Source organism: Paraburkholderia sp. BR13444 (assembly GCF_040948755.1).
Taxonomy (GTDB): Bacteria; Pseudomonadota; Gammaproteobacteria; order Burkholderiales; family Burkholderiaceae; genus Paraburkholderia; species Paraburkholderia youngii.
In genome coordinates this window covers 119,833-142,801 of record NZ_JBFPKM010000019.1, presented here as the reverse complement: position 1 = coordinate 142,801, position 22,969 = coordinate 119,833, and the positions used below count along the sequence as shown (strand labels likewise).

General features: G+C 62.4%; 17 protein-coding genes. 7 read left to right on the top strand and 10 right to left on the bottom strand.

What is annotated here, in order from left to right; all coding sequences use genetic code 11:
* Window positions 1-241: 241 nt before the first annotated feature.
* Genes AB3X95_RS34190 through AB3X95_RS34180 form a run of 3 tightly spaced genes read right to left on the bottom strand, consistent with a single transcriptional unit; the run spans window position 242 to window position 4,168 of the window.
* Window positions 242-2,122: a nucleoside-diphosphate sugar epimerase/dehydratase gene (locus AB3X95_RS34190; RefSeq protein ID WP_176367702.1), complete on the bottom strand. Its 1,881-nt coding sequence runs from the start codon at window positions 2,120-2,122 to the stop codon at window positions 242-244.
* Window positions 2,123-2,133: 11 nt separating this feature from the next.
* On the bottom strand, window positions 2,134-3,156 hold the full coding sequence (locus tag AB3X95_RS34185) for a glycosyltransferase family 4 protein (protein ID WP_368623588.1): 1,023 nt from the start codon (window positions 3,154-3,156) through the stop codon (window positions 2,134-2,136).
* Window positions 3,157-3,208: 52 nt separating this feature from the next.
* The gene (locus AB3X95_RS34180) at window positions 3,209-4,168 is read right to left on the bottom strand and encodes an NAD-dependent epimerase/dehydratase family protein (RefSeq protein ID WP_368623587.1); all 960 of its coding nucleotides are present in this window, start codon (window positions 4,166-4,168) and stop codon (window positions 3,209-3,211) included.
* Between the two features lie 635 nt (window positions 4,169-4,803).
* Between AB3X95_RS34180 and AB3X95_RS34175 the strand changes: the two genes are divergently transcribed.
* The 4 genes from AB3X95_RS34175 to AB3X95_RS34160 are packed head-to-tail and all read left to right on the top strand — an operon-like array spanning window position 4,804 to window position 12,308.
* Window positions 4,804-5,775: a glycosyltransferase gene (locus AB3X95_RS34175; RefSeq protein WP_368623586.1), complete on the top strand. Its 972-nt coding sequence runs from the start codon at window positions 4,804-4,806 to the stop codon at window positions 5,773-5,775.
* Window positions 5,772-7,967, top strand: a complete 2,196-nt coding sequence (locus tag AB3X95_RS34170; RefSeq protein WP_368623585.1) for a glycosyltransferase — start codon at window positions 5,772-5,774, stop codon at window positions 7,965-7,967. The genes AB3X95_RS34175 and AB3X95_RS34170 overlap by 4 nt, the downstream gene beginning before the upstream one ends.
* Complete coding sequence (locus AB3X95_RS34165; RefSeq protein ID WP_368623584.1) at window positions 7,960-11,196, top strand: glycosyltransferase family 4 protein; 3,237 nt, start codon at window positions 7,960-7,962, stop codon at window positions 11,194-11,196. Before AB3X95_RS34170 ends, AB3X95_RS34165 begins: the two co-directional genes overlap by 8 nt.
* Complete coding sequence (locus AB3X95_RS34160) at window positions 11,193-12,308, top strand: glycosyltransferase (RefSeq protein ID WP_368623583.1); 1,116 nt, start codon at window positions 11,193-11,195, stop codon at window positions 12,306-12,308. The genes AB3X95_RS34165 and AB3X95_RS34160 overlap by 4 nt, the downstream gene beginning before the upstream one ends.
* 59 nt (window positions 12,309-12,367) lie before the next feature.
* On the opposite strand, the gene AB3X95_RS34155 is transcribed toward AB3X95_RS34160, so the two are convergent.
* From AB3X95_RS34155 to AB3X95_RS34140, 4 genes are read right to left on the bottom strand one after another with little or no spacing between them, the layout of a single operon-like run.
* Window positions 12,368-13,273, bottom strand: coding sequence for a hypothetical protein (locus AB3X95_RS34155; RefSeq protein WP_176122599.1), 906 nt, complete (start codon window positions 13,271-13,273; stop codon window positions 12,368-12,370).
* Window positions 13,270-13,860 (bottom strand): histidine phosphatase family protein, encoded by a 591-nt coding sequence (locus tag AB3X95_RS34150; RefSeq protein WP_368623582.1) that lies wholly within the window; start codon window positions 13,858-13,860, stop codon window positions 13,270-13,272. The genes AB3X95_RS34155 and AB3X95_RS34150 overlap by 4 nt, the downstream gene beginning before the upstream one ends.
* Before the next feature lie 5 nt (window positions 13,861-13,865).
* Window positions 13,866-14,876 carry a glycosyltransferase gene (locus tag AB3X95_RS34145; RefSeq protein ID WP_255215118.1) on the bottom strand — a complete coding sequence of 337 codons (1,011 nt, stop codon included), beginning with the start codon at window positions 14,874-14,876 and terminating at the stop codon, window positions 13,866-13,868.
* A gap of 49 nt (window positions 14,877-14,925) precedes the next feature.
* Complete coding sequence (locus AB3X95_RS34140; RefSeq protein WP_368623581.1) at window positions 14,926-15,915, bottom strand: glycosyl transferase family 1; 990 nt, start codon at window positions 15,913-15,915, stop codon at window positions 14,926-14,928.
* 478 nt (window positions 15,916-16,393) lie between these two features.
* Between AB3X95_RS34140 and AB3X95_RS34135 the strand changes: the two genes are divergently transcribed.
* The 3 genes from AB3X95_RS34135 to AB3X95_RS34125 all read left to right on the top strand — a co-directional run bounded on the left by AB3X95_RS34135 (window position 16,394) and on the right by AB3X95_RS34125 (window position 19,707).
* Window positions 16,394-17,350: a class I SAM-dependent methyltransferase gene (locus AB3X95_RS34135; RefSeq protein ID WP_176109380.1), complete on the top strand. Its 957-nt coding sequence runs from the start codon at window positions 16,394-16,396 to the stop codon at window positions 17,348-17,350.
* Between the two features lie 42 nt (window positions 17,351-17,392).
* The gene (locus AB3X95_RS34130) at window positions 17,393-18,466 is read left to right on the top strand and encodes a zinc-binding dehydrogenase (RefSeq protein ID WP_184225936.1); all 1,074 of its coding nucleotides are present in this window, start codon (window positions 17,393-17,395) and stop codon (window positions 18,464-18,466) included.
* A gap of 77 nt (window positions 18,467-18,543) precedes the next feature.
* A complete protein-coding gene (locus AB3X95_RS34125; protein WP_176122594.1) occupies window positions 18,544-19,707 on the top strand; it encodes a methyltransferase domain-containing protein in 1,164 nt (387 codons plus the stop codon).
* A 29-nt stretch (window positions 19,708-19,736) separates the two neighbouring features.
* On the opposite strand, the gene AB3X95_RS34120 is transcribed toward AB3X95_RS34125, so the two are convergent.
* The 3 genes from AB3X95_RS34120 to AB3X95_RS34110 all read right to left on the bottom strand — a co-directional run bounded on the left by AB3X95_RS34120 (window position 19,737) and on the right by AB3X95_RS34110 (window position 22,962).
* The gene (locus AB3X95_RS34120) at window positions 19,737-20,924 is read right to left on the bottom strand and encodes a hypothetical protein (RefSeq protein WP_368623580.1); all 1,188 of its coding nucleotides are present in this window, start codon (window positions 20,922-20,924) and stop codon (window positions 19,737-19,739) included.
* A 97-nt stretch (window positions 20,925-21,021) separates the two neighbouring features.
* Complete coding sequence (locus tag AB3X95_RS34115; RefSeq protein WP_368623579.1) at window positions 21,022-22,443, bottom strand: hypothetical protein; 1,422 nt, start codon at window positions 22,441-22,443, stop codon at window positions 21,022-21,024.
* A gap of 120 nt (window positions 22,444-22,563) precedes the next feature.
* On the bottom strand, window positions 22,564-22,962 hold the full coding sequence (locus AB3X95_RS34110; protein ID WP_176122591.1) for a GtrA family protein: 399 nt from the start codon (window positions 22,960-22,962) through the stop codon (window positions 22,564-22,566).
* Window positions 22,963-22,969 lie beyond the last annotated feature (7 nt).

The window sequence follows — 22,969 nt, the reverse complement described above, 5'->3', positions numbered from 1 at the left end:
CGCTCCACGCTTCCTCCCTACGCCCGGTCGCCCTCGCGCAGTTGCGCTTCGCTTCGCTCGCTGTGATCAACTTGCGGTGGGACTTGCACCCACAAGAGTGCGCCCATGCTGGGCGCACAATAAAAAAGCCCCAGCAGGTCTGCAGGGGCTCATATCGATAAACATCCACCGGCCAATTTCAACGGGTCGAATGACCTACCTTCTGGGGCGACTACGCCGACGACTCGCGGCAGCGAACCGCCTACGACACCCGCGTCGCCGGCGCCACACTACGCAGCGTCGTCGCCGTCGCCGGCAGATACTCCGGCACCCAGCGCCGCAGATCGCGCCGCACTTCATCGTCGGCCGGCACGCGATGCTGCATCAGCCACGGCAACAGGTTGTCGATCAGGCTGTCCGGCACCTCGCGCGCCTGCGCGATGCGCAGCTTCGGGTGCGGCGTGCGCGTGGTGGTTTCGTCGTCGGCGAGCAGTTCCTCGTAAAGCTTCTCGCCCGGGCGCAAACCCGTGAACACGACCCGAATCTGCTCTTCGGTAAAGCCGTACAGGCGGATCAGATCGTGCGCGAGATCGGCGATACGCACCGGCTTGCCCATGTCGAGAATGAAAATCTCGCCGCCGCGCCCCATGCTCGACGCCTGCAACACGAGCTGCGACGCCTCCGGAATCGTCATGAAGAACCGCGTGATTTCCGGATGCGTGACCGTCACCGGCCCGCCGCGCGCGATCTGCTCCTGAAACTTGGGAATCACGCTGCCCGCGCTGCCGAGCACGTTGCCGAAGCGCACGGTCTCGAACTGCGTGCGCCGGGCGCCCTGCTGCTGCAGCGCCGAGCACGCCATCTCCGCGAGCCGCTTGCTCGCGCCCATCACGTTGGTCGGGTTGACGGCCTTGTCGGTCGAGATCAGCACGAAATGCGCGACGTCGTGGCGGATCGCGGCGCGCGCGACGCGGTACGTGCCGAGCACGTTGTTGCGCACCGCCTGCCACGTGTTGACCTCTTCCATCAACGGCACGTGCTTGTAGGCCGCCGCATGAAAAACGATGTGCGGACAGTAGCGCGCCATCACCTGATCGAGCAGCAGCGAATCCTTCACATCACCGACGAGCGGCACCACCGACACTTCCGGATACTTGTCGCGCAGCTCTTCGTTCAGGCGATAGATCGAGAACTCGGAGATGTCGAACGCGACCAGTTGCACCGGACCGAAGCGCAGAATCTGCCGGCACAGCTCCGAGCCGATCGAGCCGCCCGCGCCCGTCACCATCACGACGCGGTTTTTCAGCAGCGCGGCGACGTGCTCGGTGTCGATCGTCACCGGGTCGCGGCCGAGCAGGTCTTCGAGATCGATCTGCCGCACCCGCGACAGGAATGCCTGGCCTTGCGTGAGCGGCGTGAGCGCGGGCAGCGTCATCGCGCGTACGCCGGCGCGCACGCACAGCGTGGCGATGCGCCGATGCGCTTCCACCGACGCCGACGGCACCGCGATGATCACGTGCTCGACCTTTAGCTCCGTGCAGATTTTCTGCAGATCGCTGATCGCGCCAACCACGCGATAGCCATAGATTTCACGGCCCTGCTTGATCGGATCGTCGTCGAGCAGACCGACGAGGCGCCATTGGCCCGAGCGCTTCAGCTCGCGCACGAGGTTCGCGCCGGCATTGCCCGCGCCAAGCACGAGCACCGGCTTGCCTTGGCCGACCAGCCCGCCGTAGCGATAGAACTCCTTGGCCGCGCGATACAGCGCGCGTGAGCCGCCCATGGTCAGGAACAGCAGCATCGGCGACACGATCAGCACCGAGCGCGGCACGACCGGCGCCGGCTGCAACAGCGCCGAGCCGATCACGACGACGAGCGCGCCGACGCCGATCGCCTTCGCGATCCGCACGAGATCGGGCAGGCTAGCGAACACCCACATGCCGCGATAGAGGCCGTAGCTGCGAAACATCACCGCGTAGATCAGCAGCACCCAGACGAGTGCATGCAGCCCGCTCGACCAGAACGGCGCGGGCACCGGTCCGTTGAACCGGATCACATAGGCCAGCATCCAGGCCATGGCCACCGCGCACAGGTCGAACGCAAACGCACTGAACGAAAGCCATCTGGCTTTGAAGCTTTTCATTGCGCAGAACCTCAGATTGGCCCGGAACGGGACACATGGCGCCGCCAGCGGCGATCAATACACAGCCCTGCTATGACCAGCACGGCAGCCCATGCGACGACAACCAGCCATTGATACATAGGAGCGAATTGTAGCGCCCAGAGAGCAAGCATTATGCCCGCCGCCATGAACAAGTACCAAATCCACGCGGTCGATGCGTGCCCCAAACCCGACTGCACCAGTCTTTGATAGTAGTGTTCACGATGCGCCTGCCAAAATTTTTCACCGCGCAGCAGGCGCTTGAGCAGCGTGACCGACGCATCGCCAATAAATGGCGCAAAGCACAGCGCCGGAAACCACACCGGCCACACGCCCTCGCGCCACCCCCAATAGCCGAGCGCGCCGGCCAGAAAGCCGAGCGGGATCGAGCCGGCGTCGCCGAGAAAGATGCGCGCTGGGTGAAAGTTGAACAGCAGAAAGCCCGCGGCCGCACCCGCGACGATCAGGCTCGCCGTCGCGAGCGCCGGGTCCGCATGCGCCGACAGCGAGGCGGCCACCGCGTAGCCGCCAAAGCCGAACAGCGCCATGCCGCCCGCGAGGCCGTCCGAGCCGTCCATGAAGTTGTAGAGATTGACGAGCCACACGAGTAGGACCGCCATGCACGCGAGCGCCCACCACGGCACGTCGGCTGGATAGACGGCGATCAGCGCCGCCACCGCCGCCGCATGGCCGCCGAAGCGCACCCGTGCGGGCAGGCCGCGGCGATCGTCGATCTGCGAAAGCGCCGCGAGCAACGCCGCGGCAAGCGCGGGCAGCCACAGCGACGGAGCCGCGAGCGCGATCAGCAACACTACGACCGGCACGATGCCCCAGCCGCCGACGCGGGGTGTCGGACGCGTGTGCAGCGAGCGGTCGTTGGGGATGTCGGTGGCGAGCCGCCACGCGAGGCCGGTGCGCAGCAGCGTCCACAGGATCGCCGCGCAGGCGGCCAGCGCGGCGACGCCCCACGGCAGTAGAGAGACGACGGAAGAGGCGGAATGTGCGGCGAGCGGCATCGTCGATAGCGTTAGCGGATCAGGTCGGAGTCGAGGCGGGTTCGGTACGTGGTCAATGCGTCGAGCGATACCACGCGACGGTTTCGAGCAGCCCATGCTCGACCGTATGCGGCGCAGACCAGTTAAGACATTCGCGGATATGCGAACTGTCGACGCGCAGCTCGCCGATCAACCGGTCGATCTGCGCCGAGCGGCCGGTCAGGCGGCCCGCGACACGCAGCAAGCTGGCCGGCACCGGCACGAGCCGCGCGGGCACGTGAAGCTGGGTGGCCAACAGCCGCGCGAGCTCCGGCACGGTGAGATCGCGGCCGTCGGTCACGTGAAAGGTTTCACCGGCCGCGCGCGGATCGGTCGCGCAGTGCACGAGCGCGTCCGCGAGGTTATCGACGAACACGAGGCTGCGCAGCGCGTTGACCGCGCCGAGCGGCAACGGAATGCCCTTCGCGACCGCGTTCATCAGCTGCAGGAAGTTCGCGCGCACGCCCGGTCCGTAGACCAGCGGCGGGCGCACCACGACGACTTCGAGTCCCGCCGAGCGGCCGTAGTCGAACAGCGCGCGCTCGGCTTCCAGTTTCGAGATGCCATATGCATCGGACGGCGCGGGCTGATCCGTTTCGGCGATCGGCCGGCCGCTGCTCGCCTCGCCCACCGCCTTGATGCTGCTGACGAACACGAAGCGCCGCACGCCCGCGCGCCGTGCCGCGGCCGCGACCCGCAAGCTGCCCTCGACGTTGGTCGCACGATAGGCGGCGAGCGGCTCGGTCAGCGTTTCCTGCATCACGTGCACGCGCGATGCCAGATGGATCACCGCATCGCAGGTGAGAGAGACCGGCCAGCGCTGGTCGATACCCGCGAAGTCTTCGGTATCGAGCAGCCATTCGCGCACGCCCTCGGCGGCGGTCTGCGGCCGGCGCACCGCGCCCGTCACCCGATCGCCCCGCCGCAGCAGCGCGCGCGACACCGCCTGGCCGACGAAACCGTTGGCGCCGGTGACGAGGATCTGCAGACTCATCGGAACGCTCCGTCACGCACTTCGCGGCGCTCGACTTCGCCGACGCCATGCCGCGCGACCCACGCAAACGGACGATCGCCGTCAGGACTCGACACGGCCGCAAACGGCGGGAAAGGCGGATCAGACACGATACAATCTGGCATCGGCGGTGCTTTCTCAGGAAGTCTGGCTGGGAACGTATTGTATTCGGGCGACACCCGTCGCGGCCTGCGAGTCGTCAGGGATGGCAGCGCGTCACCTGGGCGCTAGAATGTCTGCGCCGCCGCGACCACGCCGGCAGCCCCAACACGCGGCACGAGCGTCGGGCCGTGATAATAAAACGGACCTGCGCCCGCTGGCGCGTCGTTCGTACACTTCGTAACAACTCAAACATATTCGCGCATGTGGAATTCGTGGTATCGATCCGACGTGCTCGACAACAGCACACTCGGGCCTGCTCGCTGGCCGTGCGAACAGGCCCCGGCCCGCGCACCGGCAAGTCATCGCCTGAAGGCCGCGCAAGCGCGCGGCGCGCATCCACGTGAATGCCCCGAAACCTGCCGGTCTCGCCGCCGATCCCGCGCGCTACGCGCAGCGGCGTGCCACGACGTGCTGGTCTGAAGAAAAGAACTGTTTGAGCGACTAGAGTCCGATCTATGAAAGTGCTGTTCGCCACCTACCCGATGGCTTTCCACACCCCCGGCGGCGGAGAAATCCAGTTGCTTGCGTATCACAAGCATCTGCCCGCGCATGGTGTCGACGTCACGCTGTTCGATCCGTGGAAGCCGCGTTTTCTCGAACACGACGTGGTGCACTTCTTCTCGTGCGTCGGTGGCTCGGTGCACCTGTGCAACTTCGTCAAGCAACTCGGCTTGCCGCTCGTCGTGTCGTCGAGCCTGTGGGTGACCGAAGAAACCAGGCACCTCTATCCGATCGGCGAGATCCATCATCAGTTTTCTCTCGCGGACCGTGTGGTCGCGAACTCCGAGATCGAGTGCGATACGCTCGCGCGCATCTTCGATCTGCCGCGCGAAAAACTTGCGAGTGTGCTGAACGGCGTCGAACCGAGCTTTTACGAGCCAATCGCGCCGGAGCCGTTCCGCCGTGAATACGGCATCGAAGAACGCTTCATCCTGAACGTCGGCAACATCGAGCCGCGCAAGAACCAGCTTGCGCTGATCCGCGCGATGAAATCGTTCCCCGAACTGAAGCTCGTGCTGATCGGCCATCAGCGCGATCCCGAATATGCGAAGACGTGCTTCGACGAGGGTGGCGAGCAAGTCGTCTACGCCGGCACGCTGCCTCACGATTCGCCGCTGCTGCGCTCGGCCTACGCGGCCTGCGAAGCGTTCGTGCTGCCGAGCACGCTCGAAACACCGGGGCTCGCCGCGCTCGAAGCGCATGCGGCGGGCGCGCGCATCGCGGTGACGAAAGTTGGCTCTACCGAAGAATATTTCGCGCAGCACGTCGCCTACCTGGATCCGTTCGACGTCGACAGCATTGCCGGTTCGATCCGCGCGGCGCTCGCGCAACCGCGCGGCGCTGCCGCGGCCCCGACGCGAGATCTGACCTGGCAGGCCGTCCTCTCACCCCTGAAAGACCTCTACGATTCCTTGCTGACGAAATGACAAAACCCGTGACGAACATCATGAAGAACTTTGAACTTCGTCCCCTGAATCACGTCGAGGCCGCCTCGGATTCCAGGTTCGCGTGGAAAGCGACGAACAGCGATCCACAGTTCGAGCTGACGGGATGGGAGGAGTTGTCGGGTCGCGCCGCGCGCATCTCGTTCGAGCTTGCGAAAGAAGACATGCCGGCCTCGCCGTGCATGATCTACTTCGATGCGGGCGCGGGCATGTCGGAGCACGCGACTATCGGCCTCGTGGTCGACGCTAACGGCAAGGTGGATCAGGTGGTCGCGTTTCCACCGCTGGTCGGTCCGCTGCGCCTCGATCCGATCGCGCGCTCGGGACTGTTTTCCATCAACGGCTTCAAGGTTGAACTGGTGGCCGACGCCGACTGCCCGACGGAGCTGCTCGAACGCGCACGCCGAATGGCCTCGTGGGGCGGCGGCGCGCAGCCCGCGCCGGCACCCACCGTCGGTCACACGTATCAGGAATGGATCGAGCGGCACGAGCCGCCCGCGTCGCATTACCCGGAACTGCGCGCGCGCTCGAAAACCTGGGCGCTGCAGCCGCTCATCAGCATCGTGATGCCGACCTACAACACGCCGGCCAAATGGCTGCGCATGGCGATCGATTCGGTCGTCAATCAGGTTTACGAAAACTGGGAATTCTGTATCGCCGACGACTGCTCGACGAACCCCGAGGTCAAGCAGGTGCTCGACAGCTACGCGGCGAAAGATCCGCGCATCAAGATCGCGTATCGCACGACCAACGGCCACATCAGCAACTCGAGCAACACGGCGCTCGAACTCGCCGTCGGCGACTTCGTCGGCCTGCTCGATCACGACGACGAATTGCATCCGCTCGCGCTCTACTGCGTCGCCGAACTGATCAACGCGCATCCGGACGCGACGGTGATCTACAGCGACGAAGACAAGATCTCGATCGACGGCGTCCGCTCGGACCCGTACTTCAAATGCGACTTCAACTACGATCTGTTCCTGAGCCAGAACATGATCTCGCATTTCGGCGTGTACAAGACTTCGGTGATGAAGGAGGTCGGCGGCTTCAGAGCCGGCTTCGAAGGCTCGCAGGACTATGACCTCGCGCTGCGCGTGATCGACCGCGCGGGCCATCACACGGTGTATCACGTGCCGCGCGCGCTGTACCACTGGCGCATGATTCCCGAAAGCACGGCGGCCGGCCACGAAGCCAAGCCGTATGCGCACATTGCTGCGATGCGCGCGCTCGACGAACATCTCGCGCGCAACGGCATCAACGCGCACACCGAGCACGCGCCGGGCACGGACGCGTTCAACAAGGTCGTGTACGACCTGCCCGAGGTGCTGCCGTCGGTGGAGATCATCATTCCGACGCGCGATTCCGCCGGACTCGTCGAGCAATGCGTGGAATCGGTGCGGCAGAAGTCGAGCTATCCGAACTTCCGCATCACGATCATCGACAACGGCTCGGTCAAGCAGGAAACGCACGACCTGTTCGCCCGCCTGCAACAGGACGAGCGCATCAAGGTCGTACGCGACGATTCGCCGTTCAACTACTCGGCGCTGAACAACCGCGTCGCGCTCGCGAGCACCGCGGACTTCGTGTGTCTGATGAACAACGACATCGAAGTGATCAACGCCGACTGGCTCGAGGAAATGGTGTCGGTCGCGTTGCAGGCGAATGTCGGCGCGGTCGGCGCGAAGCTGCTGTATCCGGACGACACGATCCAGCATGGCGGCGTGGTGCTCGGCGTCGGCGGGATCGCGAGCCATGCGCACAAGCATTTCCCCAATACGCACCCCGGCTACTTCGCGCGCGCGCGCCTGCGCAACGCGATGTGCGCGGTGACCGCCGCGTGCCTGCTGATCCGCCAATCGATCTACAAGGAAGTGGGCGGCCTCGACGAACAGTTACACGTCGCCTACAACGACATCGATTTTTGCTTGCGCGTGCGGCAAGCGGGCTATCGCAATGTGTGGACGCCCTACGCGGAGCTTTATCATCACGAATCGGCAACCCGCGGCGCCGAAGACACACCGGAAAAAATCAGCCGCTTCAACCAGGAATCCGAGTTGGTCAGACAGCGCTGGGGACATCTGTTGATGAACGACCCCTGCTATTCACCGAATCTGACACTGACTGCCGACGATTTTTCTTTTGCTTGGCCTTCAAGGATTGCAAATCTTGATTAATCTGGGACCCCAAAAAAATAAGACCGGATGGCTGGCGGAGTACCGCCATCCATCGCCGGGGGAACTGTTCTGCCTGCCGAGCGCGATCTACTTTCTGATGAAGTTCAGAGCCGATCTCGCGCGCTTCAATTCCAAAGTGCTCGATGACCGCGTCACGCTGTACTTCTGGTGGGAAATGTCGGCGCGCGAAACCTATCCGGACTTCGACTGGGTACTGCGACAGGAAGACCTCGAATATCTGCGCCGGCTCGACAACGACACGCTGATCGAGCGGCATCCGGACGCCGTCACGTACTGGCTCGGTTCGACCAAACCGAGCGTGCTCGATGCGAAGCATCTGAGCGAAACGCTGCACGAACCCGTCACCGTGCTCGAAGAAGCCGGCTTGCAATTGCCGAAGCTGATGACGACGATCGTGCGCAATCGCGGCGATCTGTCCCAGGCGTTCAACCTGAACACGCTGACCGGCTATCTGAACGTCCTCGACTGGTGGGAGCAGTACGGTCAGGTCACCTGTCCGCGCGTGACGTGGCGTCCGCCGATCGCGTGGCCGGGGCTGCTGGAGCCGATCGACGCACCCGACTCCAGCGCGATGCCGTTTCCGCGCTTCCTCGCGCTCATCACGACCGAGCGGCCCGATCTGCGCAGCGCCTTCAATCTGAACAGCTTCACGTCGCGGCTCAACGCGCTCAGCTGGTGGGAAGACCACGGCCAGCGCGAGTATCCGCGCATCAAGTGGTCGCAGCCGCCGATCGGCGGCTTCATGCTCGAGCCCGAAGCGCCTCCCGCGGACGGCGGCCCTTACGTGCCGCGCTTCCTGTGCGAGATCTACAAGGACCGGGCGGACCTGCAGGCGACCTTCACGCTGCAGTCCTTCCGCGGGCGGCTCAGCTGCCTGTCATGGTGGATCGAACACGGCCAGCATCAGTACCACGCGATCAAATGGGTGCCGCCCACGCCCTCCGCCGCGATGTTCGAGCCGGAATTCGGCTCGCACGCCGACTGGCTGCCGGTGCCGCGGTTCCTGCGGCTTCTGCACAGCGAGCGCCGGGACCTGCAGGAGCTCTGCTCGCTCGACAGCTTCACCGGGCGCCTGAAGTGCCTGTCGTGGTGGATCGAGCACGGGCAGCAACAGTATCCGGCGATTAACTGGGGCGTCCCGCCGTTGCCCGAGAGCCTGTTCAAAATGGAAGCCGGCGAGCAAGGCGCGCTGCCGCTGCTGCCGCGCTTTCTGCCGCTGATCTGGAACGAGCGGCCCGACCTGCAGGCGTCGTTCAACCTGAGCAGCTTCCGCGAGCGGCTCGCCTTCATTGCGTGGTGGGAAAAGCACGGGCACAGCGAGTACAACGCGATCGAATGGTCGCCGCCAGATCTCGCCGAAGCACGCGAGGGCGACTGGGTGCAGCCCGCCACGCCCGCGCTGATGTTCGAGCCCGAATGGGGCACGCACGCCGACTGGCTGCCGGTGCCGCGCTTTTTGCGGCTCTTGCATGACGAGCGCCAGGATCTGCAGGAACTCTGCTCGCTCGACACCTTCACCGGGCGTCTGAAGTGCCTGTCGTGGTGGATCGAACATGGGCAGCAACAGTATCCGGCGCTTCACTGGGTGATCCCGCCGTTGCCCGACACCCTGTTCGCCGGGGAAGCCGGCGAGCAAGGCGCGCTGCCGCTGCTGCCGCGCTTTCTGCTGCTGATCTGGAACGAGCGCCCCGACCTGCAGGCGTCGTTCAACCTGAACAGCTTCAGCGAGCGGCTCGGCTTCATCGCGTGGTGGGACCAGCACGGCCACGACGAGTACTACGCGATCAAATGGACGCCGGCTCATCTCGCCGAAGAACTCGCGAGAATCGACGACGAGCAGCCGGCCGACAACACCTCGCTGCCGCGCTTCCTGACGATGATCGCGAACGACCGCCCGGACCTGCGCGCCGTGTACGACCTGAACACCACGGAAGGCCGCGACCAGCTCGTGCGCTGGTGGAACGAGTGGGCGCCGAGCGAATATCCGCTGGTCGGCTCGCTGAAGGTGCGCTGGGCCGACAGCGCCGACGACGAAGCCGATGACGACGCGCCCGAGCCCGCCCGTTATCACGCGCGCGTCGAAGGCGTCGGCTATGAATTCGGCGTCAACATCATCGGCTTCCCGCAGGGCGTGCTCGGCCTCGGCGAAGACGCGCGCATGGCCGCGCGCGTGCTGCAACTGTCGTCGACGCCGGTCACGCTGCTCAATGCGCCGATGGCGGGACCCGCGCGTCTCGAACACTCGGTCGATCATCTGATCAGCGATGAGCTCAAGTACAACATCAGCCTGATCTGCCTGCCGGCGCCCGAAATGGTGCGGCTCGCGCTGGAAGGCGGCCGCAAGCTGATCGACGCGCCCACGCACAAGATCGGCGCATGGCCGTGGGAACTTCCCCACTGGCCGAACGCGTTCGGCAACGTGCATCAGATGGTCGACGAAATCTGGGCGCAGAGCCGCTTCGTGCAGAGCGTCTACAGCCGGCTCGGCAACACGCCGGTCTACCAGATGCCGATGGCGGTCGAAGTGCCCGCGCCGCTCGAGCCGAAGCGCGAACGCTTTGGCCTGCCGACCAACGAGTTCCTGTTCTACCTGATGTTCGACGGCAACTCGTGGCTGAGCCGCAAGAATCCGCTCGCCGGCGTGCAGGCGTTCAAGCAGGCGTTCGGCAACAGCTCACCGGGCGTCGGGCTCGTCATCAAGGCGATGAACGTGCGCGACGACGACCCGGTGTGGCGCGCCGTGCTCGACCTGGCCGCGGGCGATAGCCGCATCCACATCGTGTCCGAGCGTCTGAGCCGCCAGGACTCGACCGACTTCATGGCCTGCTGCGACGCGTACATTTCGCTGCACCGGAGCGAAGGCTTCGGCCGCGTGATTGCCGAGGCGATGGCGTTGGGGCAGCCGGTCGTAGTCACGAACTTCTCGGGCAATGTCGACTTTTGCGAACCCGACACCGCATTTCTCGTAGACGGCGAACTCGTGCCGCTGCGTCCCGGCGACTACCTGTTCGCCGAAGGTCAGTACTGGTGCGATCCGGATGTATCGATCGCGGCGGAACAGCTCAAACGCATGATCGACGATGCGCCACTCCGTGAGCGCATCGCACTGTCGGGGAAGGCGCGCGTCGAGCGCGATTACTCAGTTGAGGCAGTCGCACGCGCGTATGCGCGGCGGTTGAACGACATTGCGGAGGCGAAGACGACATGACGCTGAGGGTATGTGCTCCGGACATTTTCTCAGGCGATGCGGTGGGTAACCACTGCATCGGTTTCGTACGCATGGCTGAGCGTCTCGGCATGAGGGCCGAGCTGTATGCGAGCGGTTTCGAGGAGGGAACAAATGGAGTGCGCCCGCTCGACGCATTGTTCGAAGAGGTCACTCGCGACGATGTGGTCCTGCTGAGTTACTCGATCTACGATCCGTACCTCGAACGGATACTCGCGCTCGACTGCAGGAAGATCTGCTACGTCCACGGCGTGACGGACCCGCAGTTGCTGCGCGCGCTGGAACCGCGCACCGCGCAGTTGTGCGAGAAGGCACTCGCGCAATTGCCGCTGCTCGCGCGCGCCGACACCGTCGTCGCGAATTCGCGCAGCACGGCGGCGAGCCTCGCCGACATCGTCGCGGCGCACGCCATCAAGGTCGTGCCGCCGATCTTTCCCGATATGTACGTGTTCCGGCGCGAACGGCCGCGCAAGGGCCGCAAGCGCCCTGAGCCCAACCTGCTGATGGTGGGCCGTGTGGTGCCGCATAAACGCATCGAGGACGGCATCGAGATTCTGTCGCTGCTGAAGCAGCGTGGTTTCGGCGCGACGCTGAGCATCGTCGGCAGCACGCCGAACTACGATTACCTGAAATTTCTGATCAATCACGCGCGGCGTCTCGGCGTGCTCGAGCAGGTCGACTTCAAGGGCATGCTCGACGACGCCGATCTGTTCGAGTGCTACGAATCCGCCCACGCGCTGCTTGCGATGAGCCGCCACGAAGGCTTCTGTGTGCCGGTGCTCGAAGCGATGCATTACGGCAAGCCCGTATTCGTGCGCGGCGGTACGGCCGCTCAGGAGATTTGCCCGCCCGACTGCGTGTTCGACGCCAATGCCGAACTCGCCGCCTGGATACCGGTGATCACGCAGCGCCTCGGCCAGACCAACGGCCGCAGTCCGATCGACACGGCCTTCGTCAAGCACGCCGACGGCGTCCTGCAACGTGCCAGCGACGAGGTATGGCGCAACGTTTTCATCAGCGCCGGTGTCGGCATCGCGGCCGCGTCAACGCACGCGCGCCCGGGTACGGCGACCGTTTCCGCTGAGAAGAGATAGAGAGTCAGCGCCGCCGCTGACCAACGCATATCGGCGCGATCGAACCCGATCGCGCCGCGTCACTCGTTCACAGGTGGCTTGCCGGCCCTGTCGAAGTCGATCGGTTGCCCCGTATGCGGGTGCGGCGTGAACGAGAAATGCGCGCGCACGTACTTCTGCGCTAGCGTGCACAGCAAATCCATCAACGCAATCTGTTCGGGCGGAAAGACCGGCGCGCGATCCGCCGCGTCGATCGGCTTTTGCATGTAGCGCACGATGTCTTTTTCGAAATCGCTGACGCAATAGTCCAGCACCTGATCGCCTTCGATCGGATAGGCCGCCACCTTCAACTCGGGATGCAGCGACAGATAGGTGCTGAACAGACGCTCGGCAACGAATGGAAGGAACGGGGCGTCGTCCGAGTGGATCGTGGGTTCCAGCACACCGCGCGCGGCTTCGGTGCCGCTCTGCGTTTCGAGGAACGTGGCAATCGGCTCGAGCACCTTGCCGACGTAGTTTTCCCAGAACGACTGCGAACCGACCCAGAAATTGCAGTAGCACAGCGTGCGCGGCGACTGACGGGGCGCCTCGCGCAGATTCCACGCAATGCCGCAGGCGTCGAGCAGTTGCTGGCTGCGTTCGACGAGTCCCGGATGCGCGTGCTCGCCCTGCATCCACGCGGAGTACGAGAAATACGCAAGCTGCGGAAACGGATTGATCATCCAGACGTCGGCGTCGGCATTGGCCTTCACGAACTCCAGAAACCGGCTGCCGTCGATGCGCGCCTTCAGTGCGAACTTCGGCGAAAACAGGCCGGTGATCTGCTGCTGCCGATGCATGCCCTTGCGGTACATGTCGACGAGGATATAGAACTCGCGCCACGCTGCGTGCGCGTTGTCGCGCATCTCGAGCGGATGAAAAGCCGGTTCGGACAGGACCTGCCCCGGCGCGTAAAGCGGCTCGAAGATCTTGATCGATGCACTCATGACAGCCCTGCAATCTGCAGATAAAAGTTTCCGGTATGCACGTTGCGCCGGAACAGCGTGAGCGATGCGTTCGGTACCAGCACGTTGGGAAATCGGGACAACGGCACGTTCAGCAGGTATTGCGAGATCACCGAGATCGGTCCCGCGTGGCACACCGCGGCGATCAGGCCGGGCTGCTCCGCATGCCGCAGCACCTCCTCCTCGAGCCAGTTCACCGAACGCGTAGCCAGTTCAAGATGCGACTCGCCGCCCTCGTATCGGTCCGACAGATGTTTGCCCCAGTCGGGAAACGCCAGACGAAAATCCTCGGCCTTCCAGGTCGCGAAGCGCCCTGCGTTGGTTTCGCCGAGACGGGCGTCGACGGTCCAGTCGCTGCTGTCCTTGAACAGCACTTCAGTGGTCTGCAACGCACGCCGCCACGGGCTCGAAAAAACCCGATCGGGCATGAAGCCGTGGCTTTCCATCAGCGTGCGCAGCTTCGCGGCCTGCTGCAGGCCATGTTCGGTCAACTCGTCCTGTTCGGTCGAGTTCAACAGGCCGGCCACGTTCGCATTCGACTGGCCGTGGCGAATCAGAAGAAGATCCATAGGTGTTAGCTGCTTTGGGACTTGGGGCCGGGCAAGGCCTTCAGGAACATCGACGAAATGCGTCGCACGCTGAAACGGTCGAATACGTCGGCGTAGGCGTTGCGGCGGATCGACTGGCGAAGCTGCGCGTCGCCCAGCATGTCCTCCAGCGCTCGTGCCCAGCTCTCGGCCGTGTTCGACGCAATGTATCCGGTCTCACGATGCTTGACGTTCTCGCGGTAGGTCGGGCAATCGGAATAGATGCTCGGGATGCCGAGGCTGCCGTAGTCCGCGTATTTGATCGGCGACTTGCACGAGTTGAAAAACAGCGTCTCCGGATCCTCTTCGGCGCCGAGCGGCACGATCGCGAACGTGTAGCCTTCGTCGCGAATGGCCTTCTTGTATTCGAGGTTGCCGCGGCTGCCGCGATGGGTCATACGAGGAATCGTATTGAGCTCCGGAAACGGATCGCCCCAGAAGTCGATCGTCACGTTTTCGTGACGCGCGAGAAAACTGCGCAAGGTGTCGAAAAACTCCTTGCGAAAGCTCACGAGCTTGATGCCGTCGAGATTGGAGAAGATGATCTTGGGCGGCTGCGCTTCGGTCCACAGTTCCGGCGACAGGTCGAACGCCTGATCGTCGAACCCGTTCGGGATGATCAGCACGTCGTCGGAGCGCCGCACTTTGCGCATGCGCTCCTGCAACAGCGCGTTCGACGCCGTGGCCGCGCTCGCTTCGCGAATCATCGCGAGCACGTTGTAGAGCACGTCCTCGTTCATTTCGAGCACGCTCCACGACGGCAGATCGAGCAGCCAGTCGTCGAGATCGTAAATCGTATGAAGACCGAGTTCGTTCGCCATCCGCATGATCTTCAGCGACAGGTTCGACACGTGCTTGTTGAACAGCACGACGTCGAAGCGATGCAGGTGGCTGACGCCAACGTCCGCTTCCGAGATCTGCTCCCACTCGATCAGTTGATGGCGCTGCATATACGAAAGCAAAGGTGCGAAGCGTGCGCCGATGGTGCGTGAATTCATTCGCCCATCGGTCATGGAGCGCCGCTGTACGACCAGCAGTCGGGGAATTTTAGTAATTTGTGAGGCCGGCATCGATCAGGTGTCTGATTAGGTCTGCTGCTACCGTGCTCGACGAGTGCCGTGCATAGACGCGTTGGTAGTTACGTTCAATCTTTTCGTCCCTGGCCGGGTCGGACAGGGCAGCCTGAAGGGCGGGAACGATGTCCGGCGCGCGGGTGGACGCCGCATACCAGACATTGTCGTCGAAGTGCTCGCGCTGCCAATCCCCATCAACCATGACGAGCGGCTTCTTCACGAACGCGCCTTCGAGACACGAGCGCCCGGGCGGATCGAAGCTCGGCTCCGCCACCACCAGCGCGCTCGCGATCGCGGAGCGCAACAGCGCGCTGCACGGCTGGATGAACGGCAGGAAATGAATGCCGCGATGCGCTTCGCGAACGCACTGCCGGTAGTACTCCTCGTCCCTGAAACCGCCGACCATCAAGGCGTTGATCTCGAGCTCGTTCAGCGCGCGGATCAGTTCGAGCTGATTCTTGATCGGCTCGATCAAGCCGAGGCACAGCACGTAGTCTGAGACGTCGCAGACCGTCGGGAGCAAGTCCTTGTCGGCGGGCAGCAGGAACCGGTCGGATATGCCGGAGCCCACCACCACGGATTTGCCCGGATCGACCGTGATGTATGTGTTGAAGTGCGCGAGCTCGGTGGCGGACTTGAACAGCAGCCGCTCTGCACGCTGCACGAACGCCTCGATGCGGCTGATTTCCGCCGGGTCGGGCGCGTTCAACCACCAGACGTTCGGCCACAGGAACAGCTTCTTGCCTTGATTCACCGTTTCGCGAACGATCGCTTCGCCGTCCGCATGGACGGAGAAATGCATCACCGCGTCGTAAAAGCGTAGCGGCCGGCTGCGAATGCCGTAAATGTCGGCCTGTACGTCCGAATCGTTCAGAAGTTCGGCGACCTGCACGAGTTCCGACTCACCACCACCGCTCGTCATGAACGCGGTACTGTGAGTAGTCAGGAGAATTTTGAAATGCATATTGCGGGGCTCCGTCCCGAATCGTCCCGTTTGTTGGGCGCTGCTGCCGTCCGCCGGACGGTGCGGAATCACGCGCTCGCGCCGCTTGCGAACGAGGCGCGGAGGGGCTTGATTTTACGCCAAATCGGAGCGCAAACGACCGCCCCGGCGACGCAGCGAGCCCCTTGTGCCAGGCATTTGTAACATTACATCGCTTACCGAATACGGCGGCCGCCCCGATCTTTTTCCCGCTCAATTGCAGCCTGAACGCGCTATCCGGCGGGCTTGCACACCTGTCGACTACTCCGACGAATAATTTGTAAGTAACCGTAAATGCTGGTTTATGTCGGAACATTGGGAAGTATTGGGCGTGCAGAATACTGGCGGTACGATAGACTGGGCCAGCCCGAAATGCCTGGCCGCAAGCCAATCCGCATATCGCTATCAATGTGCACTTCTGTCACGGCTTTTCGCAAATTCCTTCAAGTGGAGAAACAAGATGTCGGCATCGCCTGAACTTCTCGATTCACTTGCCGCGCAGCATCCCGAGATTGCTGAACTGATCGCTGAACGGAACAAATATCGCGACGCGCTTCAGGTCAACATTCCGCACTTTTCGAATCTCGGCGACGTGCCTCCGGGCCACTACTATTCTCCGATCCCGTCGATCCCCGACATCAAGCAGGACGAAGCAAGGCTGTTCGGCAACGTCTCGCGCACGCTGCCCGGCATCGAGTTCAACGAAGACGCGCAGGTGCGGCTCGTCGAGGCATTTGCCGACAAGTACTACGGCCAGATGCCGTTCGAGCCGCACAAGAAAGACGGCTTGCGCTTCTACTTCGAGAACGTGATGTTCTCGTATGGCGACGCGACGTCGCTGTACTGCATGATTCGCCACCTGCGGCCGCGCCGCATCGTCGAGATCGGCTCGGGATTCTCGTCCGCCGTTTCGCTCGATACCAACGACCTGTTCTTCGACGGGCAGATCCAGTGCACCTTCGTCGAACCGAACAACGAACGCTTGCTGTCGTTGCTGACCGAGAAGGACAAGGTCACCTCGAAGATCGTCAAGTCGCTCGCACAGGACGTCGACCTGTCGGTATTCGCGGAACTCGAAGCGAACGACATCCTGTTCGTCGACTCGTCGCACGTGAGCAAGATCGGCAGCGATGTGAACCGCATCGTCTTCGAGATACTGCCGATCCTCGCGCCCGGCGTGCACGTGCACTTCCACGATGTGTTCCTGCCGCTCGAATACCCGCCGCAGTGGATCTACGAAGGCCGCGCGTGGAACGAAGCGTATCTGCTGCGCGCCTTCCTCCAGTACAACAGCGCGTTCGAAGTTGTCCTGATGAATACCTTCATGGGACACTTCCACGCGGATCTGATGAACGCACGGATGCCGCTCTTCATGCGCAATCCCGGCGCGAGCTTCTGGATTCGAAAGACTCGTTAGGCGCCGCAGCGCAAACGTTTCACATTTTGCGGAGATTCATAGATGACTTCGACGAACGCGCTCGAGCATCGCGCCGCAGGCGCGTCCATGCGAGCCGGCTTGCAAGACGGCGTGCGCGCGATGAAGATCGGCCGCATCCCGGTACCTGATCTGCTACCCGGCACCGTGATCGTCAAGGTGGCGAGCGTCGGCATCTGCGGCAGCGATCTGCACGCCTACCGGAACGTCGACGTGCATCAAAGCTTTCCGAACGGCCACGAACTGAGCGGCACCGTAGTCGAGATCGGCGACGGTGTGACGAACGTGCGCGTCGGCCAGCGCGTGACGACCGACATGGTGTTGGGCACCGCGTGCGGCAAATGCGAGTACTGCAAACTCGGCACGCCGATTCACTGCCGCGCCCGCGAGTTTCCGTTCGGCGGCGGCTTTGCCGAGTACGTGCGCACCAAAGAAGCGGGCGTGTTCCCGCTGCCCGATGCCGTCGACGACCAGCTCGGCGCCATCGTCGAGCCGGTGGCGGTTGGCATCCACGGGTGCCGCAAGATGCCGATTGCGCGCGGCTCGGTCGGCGTGGTGATCGGCGCGGGCACGATAGGCCTCGCGGCTCTCGCCGCGGCGCTGGACGCCGGCAGCGAAAAAGTCTACGTGGTCGCGAGACACGCGGCTCAGGCGCGCGCGGCGCTGGCAATGGGCGCCGCCGCGATCTTGCCGGCCGATCGCGCCGAAGCGCTCGCCGTGGTCGAGCAGGCAACCGGCGGATTGGGTGCGCACTATGCGATCGAAGCGGTCGGCGGAACGGCCGACACCTTCGACTTCGCCTGTCAGTTCGTGCGCCCGCTCGGCCACGTGTGCGTGCTCGGCGCCTTCGATCACGGCTTCAGGAACATCGAGATCATCAAGCCGCACATCAAGGAACTGACGATTCATCTGCCGAACTGCTACGGCTATGTCGACGGTCAGCACGACTTCGCGCTCGCGATCGATCTGCTGGCGCGCAAGGGCGATACGTTGCGAGCCATGATCACGCACGACCTGAGCCTCGACGACGTCGACGAGGCCTTCCGTCTGGCGAGCGACAAGAGTTCGGACTCGATCAAGGTGCAGATGCATACCTGATGGCGTAAGCGGTCTCGCGCAATGCGGTGAACATCGGTCATCACTGGAAGCTGTGCCGTCCAATACGAGGAGGCAACATGGCGAAGGAAGACAATGCTCCAAGCATCGACGAAATTCGAGATAAGCGGCGCTGCCGTTTGCTGAAAGGACTGAACGTCAAGGACAGCGTCGGCGTGGAAATAGGCCCGCTTTGCTGGCCTCTCGTACGACGCAGCGACGGCGGCGAAATCATTTACGTCGACCATACGGACACGCCGCACCTGCGGGAGAAGTACAAGGACGATCCTCATCTCAACGTCAATGAGATCGTCGATGTGGACGCGGTGTGGGGGCGCAATACATTGCATGAAGCGATCAAGGGCCGCTATGTCGACTACGTGGTGGCCTCTCATGTCGTCGAGCATGTTCCTGATCTCGTGACGTGGCTAAGAGAACTGGCCACGGTCCTCAAGCGGACCGGCGAAGTTCGGCTCGCCGTGCCCGACCGGCGCTACACTTTCGATTACTTCCGCCGCGAAAGCCGGCTGCCCGAAGTGCTGGCAAGCTATATCTCCCGTGCCCGGGTACCGCAGCCTTACTCGCTGCTGGATCACTGCCTGTCTGCCGCCGATATCTCGACGTTGGAAGCATGGCAAAAACAGATCGACCCGCGTTCGGTCAAGCGGCTCCATACATGGCAGGGCGCGCTGCATATCGCACGCGACGCCTTCGAGAACGGCACCTATCACGATGTTCACTGCTGGGTTTTCACGCCGCGCTCGTTTGCAAAGCTGTTCGCCGAGCTTTGCGAAATGGAGCTGATCGATTTCGCTTGTGAAGATTTCAACGACACGCTGCACAACGATATCGAGTTTTCTGTCGTGATGAGGCGCTCGCGCGATCGCGGATATATCGCCGACAGCTGGCGCCGAATGGAGCGCATGGCTAACGACGCAACGCCGGCCGTGCCGTTCTGGCGCACGCACCGCAAACTGAAGGAACTATGCACCGAACCCGGCGCCGGCAAGAGCACGCCGCGCGTGAGCGGACAGCCCAGCGAACTGGACCCGGACGTAGCGGTCGAATTGCCCCCGAGCTTCAATGAACAGGAATATCTCGCCGTCAATCCGGACGTGGCGGCGGCGGGAGTGAACGCGGGTCAGCATTACCTGCAACATGGGTGGCGGGAAGGGCGGGCCTTGCGGCCGGCCCCCGCGGCGACCCAGGCTGCGCCAGTTGCGGTCGCCGTTGAAACGAGGTAACGATCGAGATCGGAGAAACGCTCGAGGGCTTAATGGCTTGGCGCCCTATCAGGAATCTGTACCGCCCAGTTAGGCGCGATCTTTAGCGAATGCCCGTTGTCGTTCGCCGTAATGCTCCACATTGGCCATTCCGACGCGCGAAACTGCGTGGCGCTGGCCAGCAGCATAACCACGGCAAAGCCACCCGCCAGTACCCTTGACAGCTTCGAGCTCGAGGTTGCGATCGACAACAGCGCGGCCCAGAAAAAGAACAGCAACGCCGGATAGATGTACCGGGCACCGAAGCCGTACCACTCCATGTGTAGCGAGTGCGGAGTCGATCGCGCCGCGCCGAGCAACCAGATCATGCCCGCCATCGGCGCGAGCAGCAGACAGGCAAGAACCGCTCGCGAGCTCGCCACGACGAACACCAACACTATCGCCAGGATCAAGCCCGCGATGAGCGGAGCGCTATCCGGCGAAGGCAGCAGACCGCAAAACAGCTCGCGGATCATCCGGGCGCCATAGCGCCACACATACGGCGCCGGGCCGAATTCGAGCGGCGGCGACGCATTGGTTGCGACCGCGTAAACCTGCCCCGCCACGCCCGCGGTGTACGCGAGCAGAAATCCAGTCTGACGAGTTGAAAATTTCCCTCGACGCCACGCATAGATACAAGCCAGCACCGCCGGGCCGAAGGTGATGATGCCAAATGGGCCCGTCAACGCAATGATGGCAGCCGCCAATGCCCGAGGGCTATACCAGGATGTCGGCGGATTGAACAGGTTTTCCCACAGCAGAACGATGAGCGTCGGAAGGAGTATCCATTGAATATTCGTCACGTTCAGCAGCGTCTCGCCCGTCTGCGGGACCAGCAAAGGTCCGAGTGCGAGCAGCCCGGCGATGGGACGCGAGAAAATCCGAAACGCGTGAGCCATGTAGGCACTCGAACCGGCCGTAATCAACGCACATGCCCACATGAAAAAGTACGGCGCCTCGTCGATCGGCGTCGTTTTCATCTGCAGCCACGCGACGAGACGCGGAACGAAATGCCAATAGCCGGAATAGCCCTGCACGAATGACCGGATACCCAGTTCGTGCGCTTGCGCGATAAAGATCGTGGCGTCTTCGGCCCATAGAAAACCGTGTTCGACGCGCTGTGGCGCCCGATACCACATGAGCAGCAACGCGCATAAGAACATCAGCAATGGAAAAAGGCAGGTTTTCTCTCGCCGCATGCTAGCAACTCGCTATTCTTTCAGAAGACAAGATGAGCAGAAATCGACAGCCGACTCGAACATCGAGTCGGCCGTTCACGAGTGCCACTGCGGCTTATCAGGCCCGCGGCCCTTTTGCACATGTTTGAATCTGCTGCTGCGCCTGCGCGTCGTCACTGCGCCGTAGCAGGCGGTAACCAGCGAAATCGAACGCGTCCACGGGCGCATACGCGTGGCTCGCGAGCAGGCAATTCGCGCTTGCCTCCAAGTGCCACAGCGGCTCATGCACGAGAATGTAATCCGGGCTGTACTTGGAAAGCCAGGAGTAAAGATCCTTGCGAGCAATGTAGTCTGCGTTATACCGATTGGTCAGCCCGAGAATGTCGATGATGTACCGGTCGGAGTACCAGCCCACGGTTCCGATCTCGACGCTTGCAACGACCGCATTACCCGGCGTGTTGGCTTTTATCCATTCACCGATATTCTTGTATGCGTCCATCGGGCCGCGCTGCACGTTCGAGATACCAAAGCTGTGATAGACGAATCCGCTGGTGACGAGAAAAAACGCAAGGAACAGCGTGAGGAAAACAGTACTCTCCCTGGACCGCTCGTACGTGAAGCTGAGCACCTTCCACGCGCCGACACCAACGAACAGCAAGACGAAGAAGAAGAATGGCGCGTAGTACCAGTGGTAATTCGGAATATGCAGAAATACATAAAACGAACCCAGCAGCACGACATAAAAAACAACCAGCCACGTAATCCTTTTGCCGAGACTCGACAGCACGCCGACGAGACCGACCGGCAGCATGAACGCGAGCAGTCGGAAATTGCCGCCGAAGAAAGCGTCCTTCATGTACTGCACGTGGAGAAAAATCAGTCCCTCGCCCCAGTACCCGGACTTGCCCTGTCCGAGCTTCGCATTACCGGTAGCCGGAAGAAACGCGCCGTAGTAGTAATAGTTAAAGACAAAATTGGCCGCGAGCAAAATGACCGGCGCAACGACATACTTAACATGCGGCAGTTTTCTGTTCTTGATCAGGTAATCGACGACCACGACCAGGCCAAGGAACACACCTTCGCTGCGCGTGATGAACAGCAGGCCCAGCACCACACCCAGACCAAAAAATTGCTCCCTGCGATAGAGTATCAATGCGAGCGCGGAGAGGAACAGAAACAGCGAAGTTTCCATCCCAAAGGTGCTGTAAAAGTAATTGAAGGAAACGACGATCAGCGCACACAGCGTCTGTCCGTATTTCCCGCTAGCCAGCAGATGCGCTCCGGTGATCGCGGCCGCGCACAGGAATACGAACGACAAAAAGATCGTCGTGTACTGCAAATTTCCGGCCGCCACGTTGGCCACGATCAGCAAGTAGGAATACAACGGCGAGGTCAGCCCGTTGAAGCGATCGCCCGCGTTGTAGGTGAGCCCTTGTCCGTCAAACAGATTGCGCACGTATCGCAAATAGATCAGCGAATCATCGAGCTGATAGTTGCGCGTCTGCCATGAGAGATAACCACCCACCGCAATGGTAACCACCAGTAGAAGCGCGTTCTCCGAAAGGTACTGTCTAAATCGTTGCATATTCGTTGGTCAATATTTTTTTGATCACGCGCGCGCGGCAGTAGCGCAACTACAAAAATCAATGCATCGCCGCAATCAGGCAAAAACGAACTTCTTGTCGAGCCGGTATTTGACGACGTAACCAATTACGAGGCCAATCACGCCTCCCGTGAACCGGGCAGGCTCGGAGTGATAGATCGCGTCCGCGCCGAATTCGAAGCCCCAGAAAATCGCGGTAGTGGCGAGCCCCATCACCGTGTACAGCAGAAAACTCTGTATGCCGTGCGAAAGATCGCGATGCTGGTATCGAAAGATCCACAGCTTATCGAGCAGGAACTTCACCACCAGCCCGCCACCCGTTCCGACGACCACGGACAGCGGCACGCTGAACGCTCCCGAATAGGTGATCAGCGAGAGCTTCTGAAGACCGATGTTCGCGGCGATCGAAATCGCCGCGAACATCGCGTAAAAGATCACGAGGCGCGAAGCGCTCATGGAAGTT

Excerpts from the sequence above, each read along its gene's own strand:
- AB3X95_RS34190 (WP_176367702.1), bottom strand. The coding sequence starts at position 2,122 with ATGAAAAGCTTCAAAGCCAGATGGCTTTCGTTCAGTGCGTTTGCGTTC.
- AB3X95_RS34185 (WP_368623588.1), bottom strand. The coding sequence starts at position 3,156 with ATGCCGCTCGCCGCACATTCCGCCTCTTCCGTCGTCTCTCTACTGCCG.
- AB3X95_RS34180 (WP_368623587.1), bottom strand. The coding sequence starts at position 4,168 with ATGAGTCTGCAGATCCTCGTCACCGGCGCCAACGGTTTCGTCGGCCAG.
- AB3X95_RS34175 (WP_368623586.1), top strand. The coding sequence starts at position 4,804 with ATGAAAGTGCTGTTCGCCACCTACCCGATGGCTTTCCACACCCCCGGC.
- AB3X95_RS34170 (WP_368623585.1), top strand. The coding sequence starts at position 5,772 with ATGACAAAACCCGTGACGAACATCATGAAGAACTTTGAACTTCGTCCC.
- AB3X95_RS34160 (WP_368623583.1), top strand. The coding sequence starts at position 11,193 with ATGACGCTGAGGGTATGTGCTCCGGACATTTTCTCAGGCGATGCGGTG.
- AB3X95_RS34155 (WP_176122599.1), bottom strand. The coding sequence starts at position 13,273 with ATGAGTGCATCGATCAAGATCTTCGAGCCGCTTTACGCGCCGGGGCAG.
- AB3X95_RS34150 (WP_368623582.1), bottom strand. The coding sequence starts at position 13,860 with ATGGATCTTCTTCTGATTCGCCACGGCCAGTCGAATGCGAACGTGGCC.
- AB3X95_RS34145 (WP_255215118.1), bottom strand. The coding sequence starts at position 14,876 with ATGAATTCACGCACCATCGGCGCACGCTTCGCACCTTTGCTTTCGTAT.
- AB3X95_RS34140 (WP_368623581.1), bottom strand. The coding sequence starts at position 15,915 with ATGCATTTCAAAATTCTCCTGACTACTCACAGTACCGCGTTCATGACG.
- AB3X95_RS34135 (WP_176109380.1), top strand. The coding sequence starts at position 16,394 with ATGTCGGCATCGCCTGAACTTCTCGATTCACTTGCCGCGCAGCATCCC.
- AB3X95_RS34130 (WP_184225936.1), top strand. The coding sequence starts at position 17,393 with ATGACTTCGACGAACGCGCTCGAGCATCGCGCCGCAGGCGCGTCCATG.
- AB3X95_RS34125 (WP_176122594.1), top strand. The coding sequence starts at position 18,544 with ATGGCGAAGGAAGACAATGCTCCAAGCATCGACGAAATTCGAGATAAG.
- AB3X95_RS34120 (WP_368623580.1), bottom strand. The coding sequence starts at position 20,924 with ATGCGGCGAGAGAAAACCTGCCTTTTTCCATTGCTGATGTTCTTATGC.
- AB3X95_RS34110 (WP_176122591.1), bottom strand. The coding sequence starts at position 22,962 with ATGAGCGCTTCGCGCCTCGTGATCTTTTACGCGATGTTCGCGGCGATT.